Consider the following 22684-nt stretch of genomic DNA (forward strand, 5'->3'; position numbering starts at 1 on the left):
TTTATCTGGATACAGGCATTCTGGTTTAATCGCTGGTACGGATCAGGAACCCTGTTGTTGTTTTCTCCATTTTAAGATGATTTAACAATACAAGTGTATTCAGAAACTGCTCGATGGTTTCTGAAGATGGCCGGTAGGTACCGGTAAAACGCATATCCTTTACTGCGGCTTCGTTGAACCCGATCTTTATATGATATGCCCGTTCTATTTTTTTAAACACCGTGTTCATGGGTTCATTATCAAATTCCAAAACCGTTGTAATGGGTTCTGAAAGTTGCTCTGGTACCGGCCTTTCCGGCAACGGCCGGTCGCCGAACCGCCGCACCTTGTTAGAGAAATCGAGGTTATTGAACAACAGTTCCTGCCCGGGTTTAAGGAACACCGCTTCCATCTTCTTGGTTACATGTGCTTCTTTCTTTACCACCACTTTTCCTTCCAGCAACCGGATACTGGTCATCAGCGCATCTTTATCCTCCACGCTAAAAACGGTTCCCAGGGCCGTTACATTAATGTTCCGGGTATGTACACAAAAGGGCTTTGAATGGTCTTTTGCAACGGAAAAGGAAGCATTCCCGGATAACTGCACATCCCTGCGCGCTCCAAATACGGAATCATATTCCAGCATACTGCCCGGCGCCAGTGCCACCTGCGAGCCGTCCGGAAGCTTTATATTCTTTACGATAAAAGAAGCATTGTTCACCTGCACACAAGCCATCGCCGCCGGTTCCTGCACAAATGCCGGCGCCTTTTGCTGCATTTGAAAATATGCCAGGCCCGCCAGCAGTACCAGTATTGCAGCAGCGGCACTCCATCGCAGGTAATAGGTACGCCTGCGCATGCTTCTAAGCAAATACCGCTGCATTCGCTCGGACGCACCCGGAGGTATGGTACCGGTGGCTTGAAATTGCTCCCAGCCCTGGTCGGTCATATAGGGTTCCAGTATTTCCGGATGCTTTGCCAGCCATGCCCTTATCCCGGCCTCCTGTTCTTTTGAACAGCGTCCTGCAAAAAAGCGTTGCAATAATTCCGGAGACATTTCCATATTGTATTGTTCGTACAAACAAAAAAAATCCCCTACACGGGTACACACTTTTTTTAAAAAAATACTGAAAGGGTTTTCTTCAGCCTGCGAACGGCTCTTGTAACGTGCGTTTCAACGGTTTTGGCAGAAATGGAAAGCAGGGCTGCGGTTTCTTTATGAGAAAGGTCGTTGATACGGGTTTGGGTAAGCACCTGTTGCTGCATCACCGGCAGGTTGTGAATGGTCTTCATTACCCGCTTCAGGTCATCCTTCATTTCAATGGCGGTTATCACCGAACCTTCTTCGGTAAGCACTTCGGGGTGCGGAAGCTGCACCACTTCCCGGATCTTATTTTTACGCAGCAGATCGATCAGGGTACTTTTGGCTACCCGGAATAACTGGGTAGACAGGCTGTATTCTGTAGATAATTTTTTCCGTTGCTCCCATATCTTTATAAAACTCAGCTGCACCGTTTCTTCGGCCAGCCATTCGGAACGGGTATACATATAAATGTACTGATACAGGCGTGCATGAAACAAGTTGTAAAACTCGTGAAATGACTCCTGATCTCCCTCCCTGATTTTTTGAAGCATTGCAAGCATATACCGGCTGGTAGTCAACTTTAAAGTTACATCAATATTTACACAAAACAATACACACCCGGCGGCCGCGAAATCAGATCGTTGCGCCTGTAACGAGGCGCTCCTTCGGGTCTCATGTTGCTCCGGAAGTTTTATGAAGATAGTACTTTTGGAAATACCCGGCCCTTTCCCGTAGCCTTCGGTTCCAAATATAACAATCTGGTAATCCACCTGCGGTTTCGGGTATTGGGCCCGCTGTATATTATTTTTATCCTTCCTTTCTGGAAATCAACAACAAAATCCTAACTTGGCACCCACACGATTGTAATTAAATACGATACGATTATGATGCGATACTTACTGGCGATGACGCTTATATGCGGAACCCTTTATCATGCTGCGGCGCAACAGCTCAAGGTGGCCACGTTCAATATCCGGATGGAAACCAATGCCGATCAGGGCAATCTTTGGAAAGACCGGGCCACGCCTGTAGCCAACCTGATCCGTTACCACGATTTTGATGTGTTTGGAACCCAGGAAGGTTTTAAAAACCAGCTGGATGATATCAGCGAGCGCCTGCCTGCTTATGCACGCTATGGTAAAGGGCGCGACGATGGAGCGGATAAAGGCGAGCATTCTGCCATTTTTTATAAAAAGGATCAATTCACGCTGTTACAATCCGGCGATTTCTGGTTGTCGGAAACGCCGGATAAACCGGGAAAAGGCTGGGATGCCCGTTGCTGCAACCGCATTTGTTCCTGGGTAGCCCTGAAAGATAAAAAGACCGGCAAAAAATTCTATTTTTTCAGCGTGCATTTTGATCATGAGGGAAAAGTAGCCCGTGTGGAAAGTGCCAAACTGATGCTTAAAAAAATCGCGGTCATCGCCGGCAAGAGCAATGCAGTGCTGGTGGGAGACCTGAACGGCGACCGGAATTCGGAGTGGTACCGTATCCTCGAAAATTCAACACTGCTGAGAGATAGTTACCAGGATGTAAAGGAACCCTACGCAAACAACGGATCCTTTAATGCCTTTGGCAAATCGGTAAACCGTACCGAAGTGATCGATCATATTTTCATCACCCGGAATGGCAATGCCCGGAGTTGGGGTATCTTAACGGATACCTACCAAGGCAAATATCCTTCAGACCACTTCCCCGTAGAAGCCGTTATCCGTTTTAAATAGCAGCTCCGGACCGGTATGCATCCAAAACGTTACCGGCATCCGGCAGGCAGGGTTGAAAAATTTTCCGGCGGCGCCCCGGTGGAGGTCCGGGTATACCAAACTGTACGCTTATTGACCAAGGTATCAAATGCGTTAAAAAATACCCCAAATAGGGTATTTTTAACGTATTAATAAAAAATACCTTTGATATACAAATCATAACCGCTTAAATATGAGTGATCCTGCCGAGGTTCATAACAGAAGACAGACTTCCGTATCCTACCGGGTTCAGGAGAAACAGAATGGTACTGCAAATTTATCAGAGGTTGTTAAAGCCGAAGCAGCGTTAACAGGCAATGATAATCTCCTTGGCATCACGATGGAAATCATCCGGCAAAACGCCACTCCCAAAAAAAAGAAGATCACATTATCTATAAAATTAGACCGGGATGAGGTTTTTGAATACGTTAAAACGATCGATTTCTACCTGAAAAACAAGCCCATGCTCTCTAAATACAAAAAGAGTATCGAACAGCTGAGCACCCGGGAAAAACAGATCTGCGGCCTGCTCTCAAAGGGGCATTCCAGCACTGAAATCGGTAGCCTGCTTTTTATTTCCACGGATACCGTAAGAACCCACCGGAAAAATATTTTCAGGAAGCTGGGATGCAACAGCGTAAAAGAACTCATTTTTTACTCGATGCTGCTGTAACTGCCCGTCATTCCTGATGGATCTTTATGGCGCTGCGGCTAGTGGTCAAAAATACCCCAATTGGGGTATTGCCGGGGATAACAAAGTAGGTGATATTTGTAGCCAGAATTACAACCAGATAGATTAACAGGATGCATGCAGCCTAAATCTGCTTATGACAGCTTCAGACCGATCATTGTCCGTCATATCAGTTTAGCCTACCAGATTGGTAGCGCCAAAATCGGCAGGTTTTTGTGTAAAACGCTTACCACGCATGTTTTGTTTTTTTATAGCGGAGCTTGATTTTTTCGAATTGGCAGGTATTGCCGTATTTGAAAATTCAGGCCATAAAGCGGGTGATGCCGGGTATCATTTAAGAGCGGCATTTCTGAAAAAAAAGTAGATGTCCTTACCCTCGTTTTTCAGTCCGGAAACGATCAGGTAACATAAATAAGATATTTTATGAATGTGCTTTATGCACTTAATAAAAAAGGATCGAGGTTTACATTGAAAGCAAAAAAACGTCCATCTTAACTTTGTATAAGTGGTGTTTATTTTGAAGGCTGTCCTATTCTTAGGGCAGCTCTTTTTTTTACGCATTGTTATTGCAGCAGCATCGTCAGGCCATATCCCCATCGATACTTCAACGGAGTTCTGCTATTTTGAAAACAACCTTGCCTTCGTCATCCGGACCATTTCAAGCTGAACTTATTCCAGCTTTTGCTCAGTATCTGCTTTATTCACATAGTTTCTGAAACAGGAATAGCCGCCGAAATAAATTGGCCGTGATAGGTTATTTATGTATTGGAAATCAATCAAGCTTCAGTCATGCCGTCCCGATGGCAATCGGGATTGCTCGCATCTATGTATGCTCCACGTGGATCCTCAAACGGAAAAGATCCCGGAAAAAGTCCGGATGACATTTTCAATAACGGTACGCATGTTTTGTCACCACCGCCCCTCTCCGCCCTGTACACAATGCTACCGGTTGATAGTTTTACGTATATTTGAAACCCATAAACAATTGGTTTTGCACGGCAAACGGTTGTTTCGATTAAATACAGACACATGAAATATTTACCACTGAATCCGCAGATCTTTATTAAAAACCGCAAACGGTTTACGGACAAAATGGAGCGGAACTCCATTGCTGTTTTTTTAGCCAATGATGAAATGCCGGAAAACGGCGATGCGCTTTACAAATACAAACCCAACAGCAGCCTGTTCTGGCTTTCTGGGATTCAGCAGGAAGACAGCATGGTAATCCTTTATCCCGATAATCCGGATCCCAAGTACCGCGAGGTGCTGGTACTGGTACGTCCGAACGAGCTGAAAGAAAAATGGGACGGCAAGCGTCTGCGGGCCGGTGAGGCGGCGGCCATCAGCGGCATTAAAACCATTGTATGGCTGGATACATTGCCGGCCCTGCTTACCTCCTGGATCCACGCATCTGAAACGATTTACCTGGACACCAATGAAAATGACCGCAAGAGCTCCTGGCTTGAAACCCGCCAATACCGTTATATAAAGGAACTGAAGGAAAAATTTCCGTTACACCAGTATAAACGGGCGGCACCCGTGTTAAAAGAACTACGCGCTATTAAAACGCCGGAGGAAGTGGAAGTGATCCAAAAAGCGATCGGCATTACCGAAAAAACATTCCGGCGCTTATTGCAATTTATCAAACCCGGTGTATGGGAATTTGAAATTGAGGCCGAGATCCTGCATTCCTTCCTCAGCAATCGCGCTACCCGGGAAGGATATGGCAGCATCATCGCCAGCGGCGACCGGGCCCGCACCCTGCACTATGTAAGCAATAACCAGCAATGCCTGAGCGGCGAACTGATCCTGATGGATTTTGGAGCAGAATATGGGGGCTATAATGCCGATCTTACCCGCACCATTCCTGTAAACGGGCGGTTTACCAAGCGCCAGAAGGACGTATACAATGCCTGCTTACAACTGCACCGCTACGCGGCTTCCATATTGAAACCCGGTATTACCATCGTTAATTATCATGAAAAAGTGGGCGACGAAGCCACGAAGCAGTTTATCAAACTGGGGTTACTCAGCAAGGCTGATATCAAAAACGAAGACCCGGAAAACAGGGCTTATCGCAAATACCTTTATCACGGCATCAGCCATCACCTGGGCATCGATGTGCACGACCTGGGCCCCTTCCGCGCACCGTTAAAGGCGGGTATGGTATTAACTATTGAGCCGGGTATTTATATTGAGGAGGAGCAACTCGGTGTGCGCATAGAAAATAATTTCCTGCTTACCCGCAGCGGCAATATCGACCTGATGAAGACCATGCCGATTGAAGCAGATGATATTGAAACATTGATGAACAGTTAAGCATTTAGCAACGGCAGCATATAAGAACAGCGGTCCGGTAACTCCGGCCGCTGTTTTTGTTTGCTATAAAGGCGATCCTTGGGACAACGGGGATCAATGAAACATGCTGTTCTAAACAGTCAACGATAAACAGCCTGAGAAACTCCAAGATCTGATGTATCCTTTCACAAAGCTTGATCACCCCTATACTCGATGTTGTTTAAAATGAATACTGGATTGTTAGTATACCGGACTTGCGTCAACCAATAGCTTCCAGCTGCTTTATAAAGTTCTGATTCCCGTTGCGCCGGTCAAACAATACTGCAATATCACGGGCAACCTGTTCAAAGTACGCCAGCAGTTCATCGCGGGTATAAACCGTTTTCCCGGCCTGCAGCAAAGCATGGTCTTCCTTCAGCAGCAGGTTAAAAAGAGTGGGCTCCGGAAACTGGCGCAGGCCTTCTATCAGATAAAGGGCCATCTGGAACACCTTGCGGCCCTGGTTACCGGCCACCCTGGGTATCAATTGCTCTAGCTGTTCCTTTGCAACCGCAGGGCTTGCGAACGCCTTAAATACCAGCAGCTTTATTTCTGATAACAAAGCAGAGGCATCATGTGTTAATGCTTCCAGTTCTACATCGGCTTTTTCACAAAATTCCCTTGCCAGCTCCGGCTGGTTATTTTTAAAGGCTTCATAGCTCAGATTTGCCAGGGTGCGCATCGGTACATGTACACAGGTATATTGCTTTTCCAGCAGTGGCAGTGCCTGTTCATGCCCCTGTTCAAACCCCTGCAATTCAAACGTGGCACTTACTTCGGCATCCATTTCACAGGCTTCACAATCGCTCATCTGGTCGCGGGTAACCGTTTTCAGTTTCGCGCCGTATTCCTGTATCAGCGCTGCATCCTTCTGTACCAGCGCATCACTGTACAATTCATTATAATAGGCCCGCAATCCATAGCCGTTCCGTTGCAATCGCAGTTTAAAATCTTCCAGGGCTGCATGTACCTGCTCCCGTGACACCTGGGGGTTATCATACAGATCCGCCATCATCCATTTATATTGCCATAAAAAATCCGTTTCTGAAAACAGGTCCGGGTGTTCATCACAAACGTTCAGTATCCACGCAAAAGCAGGAATGGATTCTTTGGTAAAAGCCACATCCCGTTCCGTTTCAATCAGCATCAGCCGCAGATCATACCCCCATTCGACATCCTCGTTCTCGTCCGCAATTTTTATTGCCTGCAACAGCAGCTTTATTTTCTCCTCCGGCAGGGAAAGTTCTTCGCCCTGGTTTAATAACTTCTGAATTTTTAAGGTGTATAACATATTACATGTTTTAAATCTGAATAAAGTTTTTCATTCCCATTACCAGCAGCGAATGCAGCGCGCTGTTAAAAAGCTGCATCTGCTTTTCACTAACCGGGTATTTGCCCATCAGCAATGCCTGCACATACAACACTTCCGTAATGGCCTGTAACATATAGTCATCATCCAGTGTAAGCATATTTTGTACCAGCTCGTTATGCATGTTCAGGCAAAACTGGTTCAGCAACGCGGGTTGCTGCTGCAAACTGCCCAGGGCATTGGCAAAAGGATTATTACTGGCCTTCAGTTTTTTTATAGTAGCCTCTGCAAAATCTTCATCTGCCCGTGTAAAAATGGCCGGTGTATCTTTCGGTTCAAAATACTTCAGGCTCACCGTGCAATGCAACGGCCGGGTAAAACCAGCCAGCTTATCCATAAAGGACCGGTAACGGGTAGCCTCCTCCGCGCTGATATTTACAAACGTGTCCAGCAGTTTGGCCGAAGACATTTCCTGGATGTTCAACTCTTTCCGGATGCCTTTTATTTTTTTCAACAGTTCTTCTTCAAATGTATAAGCCACGTTCAAAACCAGTACCCCCTGAAATTCGGCGATCCGTTGTACCTGTTTGAATTCTTCGTAGTCGGCGCAGTAATAGATCACCGGAAACTGTTCACGGATATTCTTAAAACTCCGCAGTCCCTTATTGGTTTCAAACGGAAGGTCATCCAGTATCAGCCGGAGAAATTCATCATCCTCTGCAGCCATAGCCTTTAAGTGCAGGAAATGGGTTTGTATGATCTTCAGATATACCTGCAGGTCTATATCCCGGATGCTTTTAAGATAGGACTTCAGCGTTTCACCGATCGCTTTGCGCGTGCCCCGCAGCAGGTCATTCTGCATCAGGGATTCGCGGGAAGCAGTAGCGCTGAGGGCATTACTGTTTACGATCATCTTTACAAAAAACGCCCAGGAGGGCAACAGCCCGTTATCTGTTTCCGACAAAAACATCCGCTTTAAATAAATCCGATGATGCTGTTTTACGGAAAACTGGGTTTTATAAGGTAATATATACAGTACACCCGCACATTCACCCGACTCCGTTTGAAAGGGTACCGCATCCAGGAACGTAAGTTGAAAAATGTCTCTGCCTGCCTGTAACAAAGCATCCCGGTCTGCTTCCGGATTCAGCCACACCGGGGGGTCGGGATTGATCCTTTTTTCCTCGCCATTGGCCACCACGGTGATGGATTCGGGCAATGCATCACCATAAAACCGGATCTGCGGAATAAAGTTTTCCGGGCGAAACAGGTGTACGTAATTTTTTTTGGGCGTAAGGTATACCTTGGTTCCAATGGGCAGCGCCTCTACAGGATCAATGTGGTAACGCCCGTCGTTAAATGCCGACCAGCGAAAACCCTTCTGATCGAAAGCCGAGCGTGTTTCGATGGTAATGGCCTCGCTGACCACAAAGCAGGACAATAACCCGATACCAAACTTCCCGATGAATAACCGCGCATCTTCCGCATTTTTCCGTTTGGAACTTTCGCCGATCACCGAAAGGAACTCGTGGATCTCATGTTCCCTTAAGCCGATACCATTATCCTGGAAACTGAAAACGGGATGTGCTTCAGCCGGATCCGGCAACGCAATGCGCACCTCTCCTTCAAGGCCCTCATCCAGCTGGCGCAACGCCGCGATAGCATCCACGGCATTTTGCAGCAGCTCTCTTATAAATGTATTCGGATTGCTGTACAGGTGCTCCGACAAAAGGCTGATCATCCCTTGCAGGTTTACCTGAAAGGAGTAGTATTCTTTGTTTGATGTTTCCATGTTATTTCCGTCTTCTTCCTGTTAATTTTTTTGCTCCTTCGTGCCCGTTCTCTGCAGCCTGTTCAAACCAGTAAAGGGCCTTTTGTTCATCTTCGTCTACCCCCTCTCCCATAAGGTAACAGTTAGCGAGTTCATATTGTGCGTTGGCCGAATCATTTTCCGCCGCTTCCGTAAAGAGTGTTACGGCCTTTTCCGGTTGACGCGGAATGCCCTCACCTTTTAAGTATTGCCGGCCCAGGTATACTTTTGCATGGTCGTTGCCTTCATGGGCACTTTCACCAAACCAGCGAAAAGCCGCTTCCAGGTTTTTATCGGTACCAAATCCCTCATAATAACAACGACCCAGGCGGTACTTGGCATTACTGTTGCCATATTCTGCGGCAAGTGTATATTCATTAAAAGCCGCTACAGGAGCAGTTTCCGTTCCGATACCATACTCATAACACAATCCCAATCCGTCCGAGTACACTTGCTGATCCTTGGCCCGAAGGTAATACCCCAGGGCCTTTTCATACTGCTCCACCCGGTCGTAGTCAAACATATAATAGTCGCCCAGCTCCAGCAACGCATAAGGATATTCACTTGCCGCCGCCTTTTCCAGCCATTCCAAACCCTTTGCACTGTCTGCTTGCACATAACCATGCAGGTAATACCGGCCGGTTGCATATTGCGCATATACATACTGCAGGGCTGCGGCGCGCTCCATATATTCCAGGGCTTTATCCCGGTCTTCCGTTACGCCTTCCGCACGTTCATAGCTCAGGGCCAGTTCCGTAAGCGCTTTGGGATTGTTGACCTCCGCCGCCTTTTTCAGGTATTCGATCGCTTTATCCGGATCCTGTGCGGTTCCTGTTCCAAATTTATAACAACGCCCCAGTTCATAGGTGGCATTCATTTCATTATAGCCGGCCGCATATTCATAACACTGCACCGCCGTGGCCGGATCCTGCGTACCGGACTGATGATAGTCATATTCCAGGTACAATCCTTTTATATAGTTGGCATACGGATACCCCAGTTCTGCAGCCTTATTAAAATGTTCAAATGCCCGGGCATAGTCGGGTTGTTCGGCCGCCTCTGCAATCAGCCCCAGCTCCGTGCAGGCCTGGGCATTATTGGCCTCCGCAGCTTTTGTAAAATAGGGAATAGATGCCGCCACATCCGGCGCCTGGCCGTCAAAACCATATTTAAGAAACCGGCCAACATTATATCCGGCGATGGGCAGGTGCTGCTCCGCCGCTTCTTTATAATAACGGAAGGCCTGGGTAAGATCGGCCGTAATGTTCAGATCCGGATCACCATACTCATAAAAGTTACCCAGGCGGTAAGTGGCGTAGGGTACCTGTTTGGCGTGCAGCGCTTCAAATGTTTCCAGCGTAACCTGTTTATCAATTTCGGTAAGCTTTCCCTCAATATGCACCTCAGCCCATTCAATAGCCGCATCTATATTTCCGGCGTCTTTCGCCTCTTTTAGCAACTGAAGCCCTGCCGGCACATCCGTTACCCATTCGTTATACAGGTACAGATACGCCAGCCGGTAGGCCGCATACGCATTATCATACTCCCAGCTTTTTTTTAACCAAAACAGCGCAGGTTCATAATCCTGTGCTGTTTGGGGCTGCTGCGGCAGCAGCTTCAAACCCAAACTGGTAGCGGCATCCATCGATCCGTCCTCATAGGCTTTTTCCAGTTCCTTAAGCAAGGCCGTTTTTTCTTCTGCTGTTTGCGCATCGGGCCAGGATATTTCGGCCAGTACATAGCGGGAATAGGCCGCATCAAATTTGCGGATCGTCTCTTTCAAAAGTTCGGTCTGTTTTTCCCGGTCGCCCTTTTTACTATAATACCCCTGCATTATGTCGTAATAATGCCGCTGCAATTTTTTATCCGGATGTTGGAGCAGCTGTTCCAGGGCCGGGCCGGGCTCAAACCCGGAGCCGTACCAAACCTGGTAATACGCTTCATATACCACGGCCCAGGGATTGCCCGCAGCAACCAATGCTTTCAATTGTTCCAATGCAGCCGTTTTATCTGCCCCCGGCAACAGCCCTACATATTGGTAATAATAATATACAGGTCCCGCGGCCGCTACCCCGGCAGCCATGGCCTGCTGAAAGGCCTGTGCCGCAGCTTCCTGGTTTTTATATCCCCTGCGTGCCAGTACCAGCGCCATGGCCTTTTCCAGCAACGCCTCGGGATACACCGCTCCCACACGCGTTAACACCCCGGTCATTTTTTCAAAAAACCAGGCATATACATCATCAGGGAAATATACACTGATGGTGTGATCGGCACTGGATTTAAACAGCAGGTCAAACAGCAGGTCTAACTCGGCCCCGGAAGCCCCGGCCGCAGCCCGCTGTTCCAGAAGCGCAAGTGCCCGGAACCAGGTATCTTTATTTCGGATGGTGGTGGTATTCAGGCCGCTTATAAAATCCGCCGGTACAGAAAGCGGATCTTCAAAGTACTTTTCATAAACCGCGATGTTGCTCATACATTATTTTGCGTTTGGTGAGGGTACTAAAATAGCGTTTTATTAAATAAATCCTTTACCCGTTCCCGGAAAGATTCCCATACGGCGGTGTCCCCCTCTGCCTTGTCATTTTTTTGTCACCAAATTAACCATGATGCGTTAACTTTGCCAGCAATTTATTCACCTTCTATAAGAAAATATGAACTGGTCTCAATTTTTCACTTCTTCTGTTGGCAAGAAAATTACCATGGCGCTGTCGGGCATTTTTTTAATTCTTTTCCTGATCATTCATGCCGGCTTAAATGCCTGTATCTGGGCAAATGACGGCGGAGTAATGTTTAATGTAGCAGCGCATTTCATGGGTTCAATGATCGTGCCCCGGGTATTGGAGATTGGCCTGTTTCTGTTTCTCCTGCTGCATATCATCCAGGGATTGGTGCTGGAGGTACAAAACCGCAGCAAACGCCGTACCGGTTATGCCGTAAAAATGGGCAACCGGGGCAGTACCTGGAATAGCCGGGCCATGGGTATCCTGGGCACATTGATCCTGATCTTTTTAGTGATCCATATCAGCGACTTCTGGGTTCCCAGCCGTTTTGGCGGCCTGCAGCCCATGTTTATTGATGTTGCTACCGGTCAGATTGTGCCCGAAGGCACTCCCGGAGCTAAAGAATACCATGACCTGTATGGCGAAATGAAACACCAGTTTACCACCTATCCCTGGATCATTATTATTTATGAGCTGGGGGTGATTGCGCTTTTCTGGCACCTGGTGCACGGGTTTCAGAGCTCGTTCCGCACACTGGGTCTTACCAATCATAAGTATATCGGCCTTATTAAAGGTACGGGTGTTGTTTATTCGATCATCATCTGCCTGGCATTTGTGTTGATGCCGTTAAGCTTTTACTTCGGGTGGATACAATAACAATTTAGTGCATCGTCAATACTGAATGGTGCTTACAACACCAGATCAGAAGACACAACTTCAAATAAGAAACTATAAACGAGAAACGTTTTACATATGCTTGATTCAAAAATACCCGCCGGAAAATTAGAAGATAAGTGGACCGATTACAAAGGCCATTGCAAGTTGGTGAACCCGGCCAATAAACGGAAACTGGAAGTGATCGTGATCGGCACCGGGCTTGCCGGAGCCTCTGCTGCTGCGGCTTTGGGCGAACAGGGCTACCAGGTAAAGGCATTCTGTTTCCAGGATTCTCCGCGCCGGGCGCACTCCATTGCCGCACAGGGTGGAATCAACGCTGCTAAGAACTATCAGAATGACGGAGACTCGGTCTTCCGTCTTTTTTATGATACCATCAAAGGAGGCGACTACCGTGCACGCGAAGCCAATGTGCACCGGCTGGCCGAGGTAAGTGTAAATATCATCGACCAATGTGTGGCCCAGGGTGTGCCTTTTGCGCGTGAATATGGCGGTTTGCTCAACAACCGTTCCTTTGGCGGGGTGCAGGTAAAACGTACGTTTTATGCTGCCGGACAAACCGGTCAGCAGTTGCTGATTGGTGCCTACCAGGCCCTGGAACGCCAGGTAGCCCTGGGTAATGTAAAAATGTACAACCGCCACGAAATGCAGGATGTGGTGATGATCGACGGCAAGGCCCGCGGTATCATTGCCCGAAACCTGATCAACGGTCAGCTGGAGCGCTTTTTTGGTCATGCCGTAATACTGGCATCCGGTGGCTACGGAAACGTATTTTATCTTTCCACCAATGCAATGGGCAGCAATGTTACCGCCGCCTGGAGGGCCCATAAAAAAGGTGCTCATTTTGCAAACCCCTGCTTTACGCAGATCCACCCTACCTGTATCCCGGTTTCCGGCGACCATCAGAGCAAGCTGACACTGATGTCGGAATCCCTGCGGAACGACGGGCGGATCTGGGTACCCAAAAAACAAAATGATTCCCGTAAGGCCAACGAAATACCGGAAGAGGAACGCGATTATTACCTGGAAAGAAGGTATCCCGCTTTCGGAAACCTGGTGCCCCGCGATGTGGCTTCGCGCGCTGCAAAAGAACGCTGCGATGCCGGTTATGGTGTAGGTACCACCAAACAGGCCGTATATCTTGATTTTAAATATAACCTCATTAATAAATACGGAAAGGCAGAAGCCAATAAACACGGCATTCAGAATCCGGACACAGAAACACTGATACGTTTGGGTAAAGAAGTAGTGAAAGAAGAGTATGGTAACCTGTTCGACATGTATGAGAAGATCACCGGGGAGAATCCCTACGAGGTTCCCATGCGGATCTACCCTGCCGTGCACTATACCATGGGCGGACTTTGGGTAGATTATGACCTGATGACCTCCGTAAAAGGATTGTTCTGTTTGGGTGAAGCCAACTTCAGCGATCACGGAGCCAACCGCCTGGGTGCTTCTGCACTGATGCAGGGCCTGGCAGACGGCTATTTTGTGATCCCTTATACGCTGGGTAACTACCTGGCAGATGAGATCTCTGTAAAACCCATTCCTACCACCGACCGCGCCTTTGTTGAAACCGAAGCCAAGGTAAACGAACGCATCAACCGGCTGATGAGCATCCAGGGCACACAAACCGTGGAAAGCTTTCACAAGCGTCTGGGTAAGATCATGTGGGATAAATGCGGCATGGCCCGTAATGAGCAGGGCTTAAAAGAAGCCATCCAGGAAATAAGAGACCTGCGTGCCGATTTCTGGAAAAATGTACGGATCCCCGGAGGTATTCATGAAATGAACCCCGAACTGGATAAGGCCAGCCGGGTAGCGGATTTCCTGGAGCTGGGCGAACTGATGTGTATGGATGCACTGGAGCGTAACGAAAGTTGTGGTGGTCACTTCAGGGAAGAGAGCCAGACCCCGGATGGAGAGGCCCTGCGTCATGATGACCAGTATATGTATGTATCTGCTTGGAAGCTCAATGGTGAACATTCCTGGGAACTGGAAAAAGAACCGCTGAACTACGAGGTAATCAAACCCACGCAGCGGAACTATAAATAATTGGGAAGTGGGAAAATTTGAAAATTTGAAAATGTCAATTATTTCAGTATCCCCGGATTGAATCGTACATAACCGGGAAATGGCGTATTTTAGAGGTGCAAACCTATTAAAAGCCCCGGTTATGAGAAATGATAAAGAGAATGTGATTGTTGACAAAACAATCAGTTTTTCACTTGCAATAATTAAATATTGCGAAGTTCTTGAACAAAACAGGAAGTATGTGATAGCAAAGCAGGTATTACGATCAGCGACCTCAATAGGTGCAAATGTATTTGAAGCACAGACCGCAGAAAGTAAGGCCGACTTCATTCACAAAATGAAAATTGCTGCAAAAGAAGCCAGCGAATCCATGTATTGGTTGATTTTATGCGAAAAAAGTGATGGTTATCATTTTGACGTGGCATTAAGATCAGCGATTGAAGAAATTATAAGAATTCTGTCAAAGATCATTTCTTCATCCAAAGGGAAAATACCTGGTTTTATCTGATCTCTGTTGTACGCATTTTCAAATCTTCAAATTATCAAATTGACTAATTAATACGCATATATGGAGCATTATAATATGAACCTGACGTTGAAGGTTTGGAAACAAAAGAACGCCGAAACCGGCGGGAAGTTTGAGACCTACAAAGTATCCAATATCTCATCGGAAATGTCCTTCCTGGAGATGTTTGATGTATTGAACGAGCAACTGATCCGTGAAGGAAAAGAGCCCATCGCTTTTGATCATGACTGTCGCGAAGGTATTTGCGGGATGTGCTCCATGTACATCAATGGCCGTCCCCACGGCCCCTGGCATGGTACCACCACCTGTCAGCTGCATATGCGTGCCTTTAAAGACGGCGATACCATTGTGGTGGAACCCTGGAGGGCAAATGCATTCCCCGTGGTAAAAGATCTGATTGTGGACCGGAGCGCTTTTGACCGCATCATCCAGGCCGGTGGTTATGTTTCCGTAAATACCGGTAATGCCCAGGATGGAAATTCCATCCCGATTCCAAAGGAAAATGCAGACAAGGCTTTTGCTGCGGCTGCCTGCATTGGTTGCGGAGCCTGTGTGGCCGCCTGCAAAAACTCTTCAGCGCTGCTATTCCTTTCTGCCAAAGTATCACACCTGGCATTGTTGCCGCAGGGTGAGGCCGAAAGAAAAGAGCGTGCGTTGAACATGATTGCCCAGATGGATAAAGAAGGCTTTGGTTCCTGTACCAACACCGGTGCCTGCGAAGCTGTTTGTCCGAAGGAGATCGAGATCACCAATATCGCCCGCCTGAACCGGGAGTATGTAGCAGCCGGATGGGCATCCGATACCAAGAAACATTAATGACCGTATATTCCAATATTTTCAAGCCCCGTTAATGCGGGGCTTTTTTTATGTTTCGTCTTAAGGCAAATGCTACGAGGCGTAAACCGGCAAAAGCAAATAACACATTATCTATTTTCAGGAGACGGGGTGACCAGGGATACCAACTAGAATGAAGTACAGGTCGCACCAGTCGCAGTGTCCCCTATTAATACACTAATACCGCATCCGGGGAAAAGAGAGTTGCTTTTGTACCACAATGATCCGGGTTGCAACAATAATGGCAATGACCATAAATTTACTGATATCCGTATTTACCTGAAAGCGCAGCAGCAGCAGGTAAACGGCGCCGCCGAAAATGCAAACCGTAGCATAGATCTCCCTTCTGAAGATCAGCGGGATCGTGTTTAAAAGGATATCGCGGATGATGCCGCCAAAACAGCCGGTAATGGTGCCCAGCGCAATGCAGATGCCAGGGTTCAATCCAACGTTGATCCCCTTCTGCAAGCCCACTACTGTAAACAACCCCAACCCCAGGCTATCGAATAAAAAAAGCGTAACCTTCAGTTTCCGGATATAAGTTTTAAAGATTATAGCGGCAACAGACGTAACCAGGATCACCAGGCATACCTGCACATCGCGCATCCAGGCTACGGGCGTATCCCCAATCAGCATGTCGCGGATCGTACCGCCACCCACCGAGGTTACAAAGGCAATGATCAATACGCCAAATACATCCAGCTTCCGCTGCATGGCAGAAAAGGTACCGGAGATGGCAAAGGCGATCGTTCCCAGTATTTCAATTATTTCAGAGGTATTGGAAAACATATTTTCTGAATCTCATTTCTAAACCCCATATCTGAAGTCTGATGTCTGGTATCTGATATCTCATATCTGGTATCTGGTATCTGATGCCTGATTGCTCACCAGTTATTCCCCTGTTCTTCATTCATACGCTCCGAAACATCATCCGGTTTGGTATGCCGCCAGTCGGGGTCGTATTTAACAAACCAGGACAGCCATAAACTGCGGGAAAAACGCATCAGCCAGGGTTGCAGGCAAATCAGTCCAACAGAATTAACAATCAGCCAGTAAATAAACCGGTTATCGTCGGTCGAAAATCCAATGATCAGCCACCAGAGCAGCGCGCTGACGACGGTAAGAAAAACGGCCAGGAAATAACTCACATAACCGGTTCCGTAATAAAACCCCACTTCAATTTCGGTGGGTTGCCCGCATACAGGACAATACGGGTTCATTTTCAGCACACCCTTTAACCGGAGGGCAAATGATTTTTCAAACAACTTTCCTTCGCGGCAACGCGGACAATAACAGCCCAACACGGTAGCCAGGTATCCCCTGCTGCTTTTTTCCGGTTCCATCATCAACGATTTAATATGTATACAAAGGTACCCTGCGAAATCAGAAATTCAAATACCTAAAATCAAATCACAACGCATCCAGAACCCGCTCCATCTGCGAGCTGCGGCTTCCCTTTACCAGCAGCAGGGTATTTTCCGGTCGATGCGCCCCGAGCCATTCGGCGGCCTGGCCGGAGTTTTCAAAATAACGGAACCGGTCCTTATAGGATTCAAAGGGTTTTCCTACCAGGATCACATCTTTCCAGGCATGTTGTTCAATCAGTTGAACGATCTGTTGATGCTCCGCCTCCGTTTCCGCGCCCATTTCTGCCATAGCGCCCAATATCAGTATTTTTCCTGCCCCCTCCATCTTTGCCAGGTTTTCGATCGCCAGTTTCATACTGCTGGGGTTGGCATTGTAAGCATCCAGGATGATCTTATTAGATCCTTTTTCCATCAGCTGGCTGCGGCTGTTCGAGGGGGTATACCCTTCTATAGCCGCAACGATCTGTTCCGGTGCCACCTTAAAATGCCGCCCCACGGCAACTGCGGCCAGTACATTCGGCAAATTGTAATCCCCTACCAGCTGGGTTTTGATAACAGCGGTAAAAGGCTGCTCCAGTTCAACGGTAAGAAAGCCGGTTTGCCCTGCAGCATCTCCGGTCACCTCCGCATCTGCGGTACCATACCGTACAATATGCGCAATACCCGCGCTCATATTCCGGAGATAATCATAATCCCACATAACGAAAGCCGTTCCGTCGCCGCGTTCTCTTAAAAAATCATACAACTCTCCTTTTCCCTTTTTTACGCCTTCAATACTGCCAAACCCCTCCAGGTGCGCCTTGCCCGCATTGGTAATAAGGCCATGTGTGGGCCGGGCAACGGCACAATACCCCTTAATTTCTTCCAGGTGATTGGCCCCCATTTCGATCACCGCCAGCTGGGCATCATCTTTTATCTTCAGCAGGGTAAGCGGTACGCCGATGTGATTGTTGAGGTTACCGGTAGTTGTATAGGTTTTATACGTCGTACTCAGCACTGCATGGATCAGTTCTTTTGTAGTGGTTTTTCCATTGCTGCCGGTGATGGCCATCACCGGAAAGGCAAACTGAGCACGGTGCCAGGCGGCCAGTTGCTGCAAGGCCTGTAATACATCCGGCACCAGTATGGTTTTACCGGCAATTTCATAGGCAGCTTCGTCGATGATGACCTTTGCGGCACCTGCATCCACTGCCTGCCGGGCAAACTGGTTGCCGTTAAAATTCGGTCCCTTCAATGCAAAAAACAATTCACCTTCCCGGATCTTTCGGGTATCGGTTTGCACATGGGGATGATTCAGATATACCTGGTATAAAGCTTCCGTATTCATCAAACAAAAATAGGCGTTGTGCCGGTTTAATATTTTAAACCCCGGCGGAATTTTAACGCCCGGCAGGATTATCATCATATTTTAGCTATCTTACCCGCGTTAACTATACGAATATGAGTTTCAGAATCGGATCGGGAATCGATTTTCATCAGTTTGCAGAAGGCCGCGATCTCTGGATCGGCGGTATCAGGGTCCCTCACCACAAGGGCGCGCTGGGGCACAGCGATGCTGATGTATTGCTGCACGCCATCTGTGATGCGTTGCTGGGTGCACTGAGCCTGGGAGATATCGGGGTACACTTTCCTAATAACGATCCCCGGTATAAGGATATCGACAGTAAGATCCTCTTAAAAGAAACCGTTGGGCTTATTGCCGAACGGGGATACAGCGTGGTGAATGTAGACAGTACCCTTTGCCTCCAGGAACCAAAGATCAAAAAATTTGTTCCAGCCATGCAGGAAACCATCGCCGCTATACTGGAAGTAACCAGTGCAGACGTTTCGATAAAAGCCACCACTACCGAAGAAATGGGAGCCATCGGCCGCGAAGAAGGATTGATGGCCATGGCAACCGTGCTGTTACAGAAAAAATAAGAACCGGAATATCGCGGTTCGCTTTGCCAGGATCAAGCGGCCGGAAGCGTTGCAAGACAGCGGCATCCCGGCAAAAAAAACGGTTTTTTTTTGCCACAGGGCTCCCGTTACAGGCAGCTGGCATTGTATATACCTTGGCCCGCAAACCTCTTCTTTATAAATGTTAAAGTAATATAATTTTCGTACGAAGCCTTTATCTTTGTTGCAATGGCAGTTGAAATAAAAATCATCAATCAATCATCCAATCCATTGCCGGGTTATGCTACAACAGGCGCCTCTGGTATGGATGTAAGAGCGCATCTGGAGGCGCCCGTTACTTTAAAATCCCTGGAACGTGCATTGATCCCTACCGGGATTTTTATGGAAATACCGGAAGGATATGAAGTACAGGTGCGGCCCCGGAGCGGTTTGGCCATCAAGCAGGGGTTAACCTGCCTCAACACTCCCGGTACCATTGATGCCGATTACCGCGGAGAAGTAAAAGTAATTTTGATCAATCTTTCCAATGAAGAACAGGTCATTCAGCATGGCGACCGCATTGCACAGCTTGTAGTACAAAAAGTAGAACAGGCCGAGTGGATCGAAACTGTATCGCTGAGCGAAACAGTACGGGCGGCGGGAGGATTTGGCCACACCGGCAAACAATAGCAGTACCGTATTCAAAATTATATCTGCCAGTCGGCTATTTTAACAAATAGTTGCCGGGCAGTTTTTCTTTTCAAAACACATAAGAAACCGTAACACATGAAATATATTACCTCCTTTGCTGCAGCGGTCCTCATCCTGGCCTCCTGCAACTCTGCAAAAAGGGCGCAGCGGACGCCGCCGCCGGTTCCCGCCGATTCATCCGTAAAAGTGGAAACGGCCTCTACAGACGATACCGGTAATAAAAAAGATACGGGCGCATTGGAAAGCATTTCCATAGTTCTGGGCAAACTCAACCATATTGATTATACAACCTTTTCGGGCAGGGCCGGTGTTACCTATAAAGCAAAAGGCGACACAAAAAACTTCGACATAAAACTTCAGATCCATAAAGACAGCCTGATCTGGGCATCGGTGATCGGCCCCCTGGGCATTGAAGTAGCAAGGGGCGTAATTACCCAGGACTCCGTGCGCATAATTAATAAGCTGAATAAACAATATATTTCCTCCAGTTACGTTTATCTACAGGAGCAACTGGGACTGCCGCTTGATTTGGGTACCCTTCAGGATCTTCTGGTAGGGAATCCGGTCTTTATCGACAAAACCAACAGCAGTTATACCAAACAGGACGATACCCTCCAGGTAACCAGCCGCACACGGTTTTTCAGTAACCTGCTCAGCGCTATGCTGCCTGACTATTTGCCGGCTGTAAGTAAGCTGGAAGATGTGGATGCAGGAAGAAACCGCTCAGCTGAGCTGACGTACGGCAGTTATGAGAAGGTGAACAATGCCCAGTTTCCAAAAGCAAGGACCATTCATGTAAAATATAAAACAGATATAGAAATTCAACTGGACTATAAGTCCTATACCTTTAATGAAGCGTTAAATACGCCATTCTCGGTACCGAAAGGTTACAAGACCAAAAAGTAACCTGTTAAAAAACTTTGAGTGCTTTATGTTTAGAGTAAAAAATTGGCTATGGGTTGGCTTTGTACTTTTGAGCGGAACCGGATTTGCCCAGGATGATGTGAAAACCACTTTAAGAAAAGAACGGGCACAGATCCTGAACGAGGTAAATGAGATACAACGGGCTTATAACAGTACAAAAACCGTTTCCCGCGAGGCGATGGTGCAGCTAACGACGCTGAACCGGAAGATTGAAGGACAGGAGCGTTTTGTGGTTAGCATGTCGCGCCAGCCCGGTTTCTTTAACCTTGAAGAAGTACAGGATAATAACCGCGAGATCGGCCGTATTAAAAAGTCTATCGAAACGCTCCGCGATCATTATTACCATCCCGAAACCAATACGCCCCCGGTTGCAAAAGCTCCGGAACAAGAACCGGCCCCGGAACCGGTTCCCCAGCGGCAGTACCCGGTATTGCCTCCCCAGCATCATACCATCTACCCGGCAAGCAACGCCGCTTTAACCGGTGATTTCGGGCTTTACCGTGGACAGATTCCTTATCCCCTGGATAAAGGTACCATCACACAGGGCTTTGGCCGGTTTAAAATTGAAGGCGCCGGTCCGGATATCGTAGGCGACAATCCGGGCTGTACCTTTTCAGCACCGGTGAATACGCCCGTTAAGGCCGTGTTCGAGGGCGATGTGATCAGTGTTTCCAAACTCAGCGGCCTATTTTACGTGGTGATCCGCCATGGAAGATATGTAACCGCCTACAGCAACCTGGCCAGCTCCTCCGTTGTAAAGGGCTCAAAAGTAAAAGCGGGACAGGTGATCGGCTCTGTTGGTCGTGATGAAGAAACCGGCTATGGCAAACTGGACTTTATCCTGATGCTCGATGATAAGAACCTCGATCCAAAGGCCTGGTTCCTTCCCATACCACAACAATAAACGATTCAACGATCCTTTATATATTATATATACGAAAAAAGCAGGTCGCGCGACCTGCTTTTTTATTGCTGTAATCCTGCCAAAACAGGAGTTAAATAATCAGTAATGCATCGCCATAGCTGAAGAACCGGTATTTATCTTTTATCGCTTTTTTATATGCTTCGATGGTCAGTTCATAACCTGCAAAAGCGCTGGTCATGATCATCAGGCTCGTCTTGGGCAGGTGAAAATTGGTCACCAATGCATTGGCTATATTAAAGTCATAAGGAGGGTGAATAAACATATTCGTCCATCCCTCAGAAGGCTTTAACAGCTTTTGCGCGGTAAAAGACGATTCCATCGCCCGCATGGTAGTGGTTCCGATGGAGCAGATACGGCGGTTTCCCTCCTTGGCCTTATTTACGATACGGCAGGCGGTATTATCAATATGATAATATTCAGCGTCCATTTTATGCTTGCTCAGATCTTCCACTTCAATGGGACGGAAGGTACCCAGCCCCGTATGCAGTGTTACTTCCGCAAAGCGGATTCCTTTTATTTCCAGCCGTTTGATCAGCTCGCGGCTGAAATGCAGCCCTGCAGTGGGCGCCGCAACGGCACCTTCGTGCTTGGCATATACGGTCTGGTAGCGCTCTTTATCTTCATCATCCGGCTTCCGTTTGATGTACTTAGGCAGCGGGGTTTCACCCAGGGCCTCCAGCTGTGCTTTAAACGCCTCTTCGGATCCTTCCCACAGGAAGCGGATGGTACGCCCACGGCTGGTGGTATTGTCGATCACTTCGGCAACTAATTCCTCATTTTCCCCAAAATACAGCTTATTGCCTACGCGGATCTTACGCGCCGGATCCACGATAACGTCCCAGAGCCGGTTCTGTTTGTTCAACTCCCTTAAAAGAAATACTTCAATTTTGGCACCGGTTTTTTCCTTGCGGCCATACATACGGGCCGGAAATACCTTGGTATTGTTTACCACAAAAACATCCTTATCATCAAAATAATCCAGGATATCGCGGAAATTTTTGTTCTCCATTTGCCCCGTCTGACGGTGCACCACCATCATGCGGGCATCTTCTCTTTTCTTTGTGGGATGTTGCGCAATAAGGTTAAGGGGTAGGTCAAATTGAAATTGTGAAAGCTTCATTCTACTGTTTAACGGTTT

The 22684-nt window shown here is 47.7% G+C and carries 20 protein-coding genes; 11 read left to right on the forward strand and 9 right to left on the reverse strand.

Going from position 1 to position 22684, the window contains the following annotated elements:
• Nucleotides 1–25 precede the first annotated feature (25 nt).
• Entirely contained in the window at nt 26–1042 is a 1017-nt protein-coding gene (locus LQ567_RS25710; protein WP_231008796.1) for a FecR family protein, read from the reverse strand.
• Between the two features lie 53 nt (nt 1043–1095).
• Complete coding sequence (locus LQ567_RS25715; protein ID WP_231008797.1) at nt 1096–1614, reverse strand: RNA polymerase sigma factor; 519 nt, start codon at nt 1612–1614, stop codon at nt 1096–1098.
• Nucleotides 1615–1947: 333 nt separating this feature from the next.
• Between LQ567_RS25715 and LQ567_RS25720 the strand changes: the two genes are divergently transcribed.
• The 3 genes from LQ567_RS25720 to LQ567_RS25730 all read left to right on the forward strand — a co-directional run bounded on the left by LQ567_RS25720 (nt 1948) and on the right by LQ567_RS25730 (nt 5815).
• Complete coding sequence (locus tag LQ567_RS25720; RefSeq protein WP_231008798.1) at nt 1948–2787, forward strand: endonuclease/exonuclease/phosphatase family protein; 840 nt, start codon at nt 1948–1950, stop codon at nt 2785–2787.
• A 211-nt stretch (nt 2788–2998) separates the two neighbouring features.
• The gene (locus LQ567_RS25725; protein ID WP_231008799.1) at nt 2999–3478 is read left to right on the forward strand and encodes a helix-turn-helix transcriptional regulator; all 480 of its coding nucleotides are present in this window, start codon (nt 2999–3001) and stop codon (nt 3476–3478) included.
• Between the two features lie 1047 nt (nt 3479–4525).
• Nucleotides 4526–5815 (forward strand): aminopeptidase P family protein, encoded by a 1290-nt coding sequence (locus tag LQ567_RS25730; RefSeq protein WP_231008800.1) that lies wholly within the window; start codon nt 4526–4528, stop codon nt 5813–5815.
• A 238-nt stretch (nt 5816–6053) separates the two neighbouring features.
• Here the strand turns inward: LQ567_RS25730 and LQ567_RS25735 are convergent, their stop codons facing one another.
• The 3 genes from LQ567_RS25735 to LQ567_RS25745 are packed head-to-tail and all read right to left on the reverse strand — an operon-like array spanning nt 6054 to nt 11425.
• Nucleotides 6054–7124: a hypothetical protein gene (locus LQ567_RS25735; RefSeq protein ID WP_231008801.1), complete on the reverse strand. Its 1071-nt coding sequence runs from the start codon at nt 7122–7124 to the stop codon at nt 6054–6056.
• A 10-nt stretch (nt 7125–7134) separates the two neighbouring features.
• Nucleotides 7135–8934, reverse strand: a complete 1800-nt coding sequence (locus tag LQ567_RS25740) for an HSP90 family protein (protein WP_231008802.1) — start codon at nt 8932–8934, stop codon at nt 7135–7137.
• A 1-nt stretch (nt 8935) separates the two neighbouring features.
• Entirely contained in the window at nt 8936–11425 is a 2490-nt protein-coding gene (locus LQ567_RS25745) for a tetratricopeptide repeat protein (RefSeq protein WP_231008803.1), read from the reverse strand.
• Nucleotides 11426–11603: 178 nt separating this feature from the next.
• On the opposite strand from LQ567_RS25745, the gene LQ567_RS25750 reads away from it, so the two are divergent.
• The 4 genes from LQ567_RS25750 (at nt 11604) to LQ567_RS25765 (ending at nt 15723) form a co-directional block, all read left to right on the forward strand.
• On the forward strand, nt 11604–12329 hold the full coding sequence (locus tag LQ567_RS25750) for a succinate dehydrogenase cytochrome b subunit (protein WP_231008804.1): 726 nt from the start codon (nt 11604–11606) through the stop codon (nt 12327–12329).
• A 96-nt stretch (nt 12330–12425) separates the two neighbouring features.
• The gene (locus LQ567_RS25755; RefSeq protein WP_231008805.1) at nt 12426–14402 is read left to right on the forward strand and encodes a fumarate reductase/succinate dehydrogenase flavoprotein subunit; all 1977 of its coding nucleotides are present in this window, start codon (nt 12426–12428) and stop codon (nt 14400–14402) included.
• Nucleotides 14403–14523: 121 nt separating this feature from the next.
• Nucleotides 14524–14889 carry a four helix bundle protein gene (locus tag LQ567_RS25760; RefSeq protein WP_231008806.1) on the forward strand — a complete coding sequence of 122 codons (366 nt, stop codon included), beginning with the start codon at nt 14524–14526 and terminating at the stop codon, nt 14887–14889.
• Nucleotides 14890–14949: 60 nt separating this feature from the next.
• A complete protein-coding gene (locus LQ567_RS25765) occupies nt 14950–15723 on the forward strand; it encodes a succinate dehydrogenase/fumarate reductase iron-sulfur subunit (protein ID WP_231008807.1) in 774 nt (257 codons plus the stop codon).
• 195 nt (nt 15724–15918) lie between these two features.
• Here LQ567_RS25765 and LQ567_RS25770 read toward each other — a convergent pair whose 3' ends face one another.
• From LQ567_RS25770 to LQ567_RS25780, 3 genes are all read right to left on the reverse strand, one after another.
• A complete protein-coding gene (locus tag LQ567_RS25770) occupies nt 15919–16530 on the reverse strand; it encodes a trimeric intracellular cation channel family protein (RefSeq protein WP_231008808.1) in 612 nt (203 codons plus the stop codon).
• 95 nt (nt 16531–16625) lie between these two features.
• A complete protein-coding gene (locus LQ567_RS25775; protein WP_231008809.1) occupies nt 16626–17084 on the reverse strand; it encodes a DUF983 domain-containing protein in 459 nt (152 codons plus the stop codon).
• 67 nt (nt 17085–17151) lie between these two features.
• Nucleotides 17152–18513, reverse strand: coding sequence for a UDP-N-acetylmuramoyl-tripeptide--D-alanyl-D-alanine ligase (locus LQ567_RS25780; protein WP_231008810.1), 1362 nt, complete (start codon nt 18511–18513; stop codon nt 17152–17154).
• A 35-nt stretch (nt 18514–18548) separates the two neighbouring features.
• Here LQ567_RS25780 and ispF point away from each other — a divergent pair, with 35 nt between their 5' ends.
• From ispF to LQ567_RS25800, 4 genes are all read left to right on the forward strand, one after another.
• Complete coding sequence (ispF, locus tag LQ567_RS25785; RefSeq protein ID WP_231008811.1) at nt 18549–19028, forward strand: 2-C-methyl-D-erythritol 2,4-cyclodiphosphate synthase; 480 nt, start codon at nt 18549–18551, stop codon at nt 19026–19028.
• Nucleotides 19029–19235: 207 nt separating this feature from the next.
• The gene (dut, locus tag LQ567_RS25790) at nt 19236–19676 is read left to right on the forward strand and encodes a dUTP diphosphatase (protein ID WP_231008812.1); all 441 of its coding nucleotides are present in this window, start codon (nt 19236–19238) and stop codon (nt 19674–19676) included.
• Between the two features lie 96 nt (nt 19677–19772).
• Nucleotides 19773–20603, forward strand: coding sequence for a lipoprotein insertase outer membrane protein LolB (locus LQ567_RS25795; RefSeq protein ID WP_231008813.1), 831 nt, complete (start codon nt 19773–19775; stop codon nt 20601–20603).
• A 25-nt stretch (nt 20604–20628) separates the two neighbouring features.
• Complete coding sequence (locus LQ567_RS25800) at nt 20629–21525, forward strand: murein hydrolase activator EnvC family protein (RefSeq protein WP_231008814.1); 897 nt, start codon at nt 20629–20631, stop codon at nt 21523–21525.
• A gap of 91 nt (nt 21526–21616) precedes the next feature.
• Here LQ567_RS25800 and queA read toward each other — a convergent pair whose 3' ends face one another.
• Entirely contained in the window at nt 21617–22666 is a 1050-nt protein-coding gene (gene queA, locus LQ567_RS25805; protein WP_231008815.1) for a tRNA preQ1(34) S-adenosylmethionine ribosyltransferase-isomerase QueA, read from the reverse strand.
• Between the last annotated feature and the right edge of the window lie 18 nt (nt 22667–22684).

The sequence above is a fragment of the Niabella pedocola genome (assembly GCF_021044425.1).
In the GTDB taxonomy this organism is placed as follows: domain Bacteria; phylum Bacteroidota; class Bacteroidia; order Chitinophagales; family Chitinophagaceae; genus Niabella; species Niabella pedocola.

What these genes read in the sequence shown, in the direction of transcription:
- LQ567_RS25800 (WP_231008814.1), top strand. Translation starts at nt 20,629, where the DNA reads ATGTTTAGAGTAAAAAATTGGCTATGGGTTGGCTTTGTACTTTTGAGC.
- LQ567_RS25730 (WP_231008800.1), top strand. Translation starts at nt 4,526, where the DNA reads ATGAAATATTTACCACTGAATCCGCAGATCTTTATTAAAAACCGCAAA.
- LQ567_RS25775 (WP_231008809.1), bottom strand. Translation starts at nt 17,084, where the DNA reads ATGGAACCGGAAAAAAGCAGCAGGGGATACCTGGCTACCGTGTTGGGC.
- LQ567_RS25745 (WP_231008803.1), bottom strand. Translation starts at nt 11,425, where the DNA reads ATGAGCAACATCGCGGTTTATGAAAAGTACTTTGAAGATCCGCTTTCT.
- LQ567_RS25765 (WP_231008807.1), top strand. Translation starts at nt 14,950, where the DNA reads ATGGAGCATTATAATATGAACCTGACGTTGAAGGTTTGGAAACAAAAG.
- LQ567_RS25710 (WP_231008796.1), bottom strand. Translation starts at nt 1,042, where the DNA reads ATGGAAATGTCTCCGGAATTATTGCAACGCTTTTTTGCAGGACGCTGT.
- LQ567_RS25770 (WP_231008808.1), bottom strand. Translation starts at nt 16,530, where the DNA reads ATGTTTTCCAATACCTCTGAAATAATTGAAATACTGGGAACGATCGCC.
- LQ567_RS25755 (WP_231008805.1), top strand. Translation starts at nt 12,426, where the DNA reads ATGCTTGATTCAAAAATACCCGCCGGAAAATTAGAAGATAAGTGGACC.
- ispF (WP_231008811.1), top strand. Translation starts at nt 18,549, where the DNA reads ATGAGTTTCAGAATCGGATCGGGAATCGATTTTCATCAGTTTGCAGAA.
- LQ567_RS25715 (WP_231008797.1), bottom strand. Translation starts at nt 1,614, where the DNA reads ATGCTTCAAAAAATCAGGGAGGGAGATCAGGAGTCATTTCACGAGTTT.
- LQ567_RS25795 (WP_231008813.1), top strand. Translation starts at nt 19,773, where the DNA reads ATGAAATATATTACCTCCTTTGCTGCAGCGGTCCTCATCCTGGCCTCC.
- queA (WP_231008815.1), bottom strand. Translation starts at nt 22,666, where the DNA reads ATGAAGCTTTCACAATTTCAATTTGACCTACCCCTTAACCTTATTGCG.
- LQ567_RS25735 (WP_231008801.1), bottom strand. Translation starts at nt 7,124, where the DNA reads ATGTTATACACCTTAAAAATTCAGAAGTTATTAAACCAGGGCGAAGAA.
- LQ567_RS25720 (WP_231008798.1), top strand. Translation starts at nt 1,948, where the DNA reads ATGATGCGATACTTACTGGCGATGACGCTTATATGCGGAACCCTTTAT.
- LQ567_RS25725 (WP_231008799.1), top strand. Translation starts at nt 2,999, where the DNA reads ATGAGTGATCCTGCCGAGGTTCATAACAGAAGACAGACTTCCGTATCC.
- LQ567_RS25760 (WP_231008806.1), top strand. Translation starts at nt 14,524, where the DNA reads ATGAGAAATGATAAAGAGAATGTGATTGTTGACAAAACAATCAGTTTT.
- LQ567_RS25740 (WP_231008802.1), bottom strand. Translation starts at nt 8,934, where the DNA reads ATGGAAACATCAAACAAAGAATACTACTCCTTTCAGGTAAACCTGCAA.
- LQ567_RS25750 (WP_231008804.1), top strand. Translation starts at nt 11,604, where the DNA reads ATGAACTGGTCTCAATTTTTCACTTCTTCTGTTGGCAAGAAAATTACC.
- LQ567_RS25780 (WP_231008810.1), bottom strand. Translation starts at nt 18,513, where the DNA reads ATGATGATAATCCTGCCGGGCGTTAAAATTCCGCCGGGGTTTAAAATA.
- dut (WP_231008812.1), top strand. Translation starts at nt 19,236, where the DNA reads ATGGCAGTTGAAATAAAAATCATCAATCAATCATCCAATCCATTGCCG.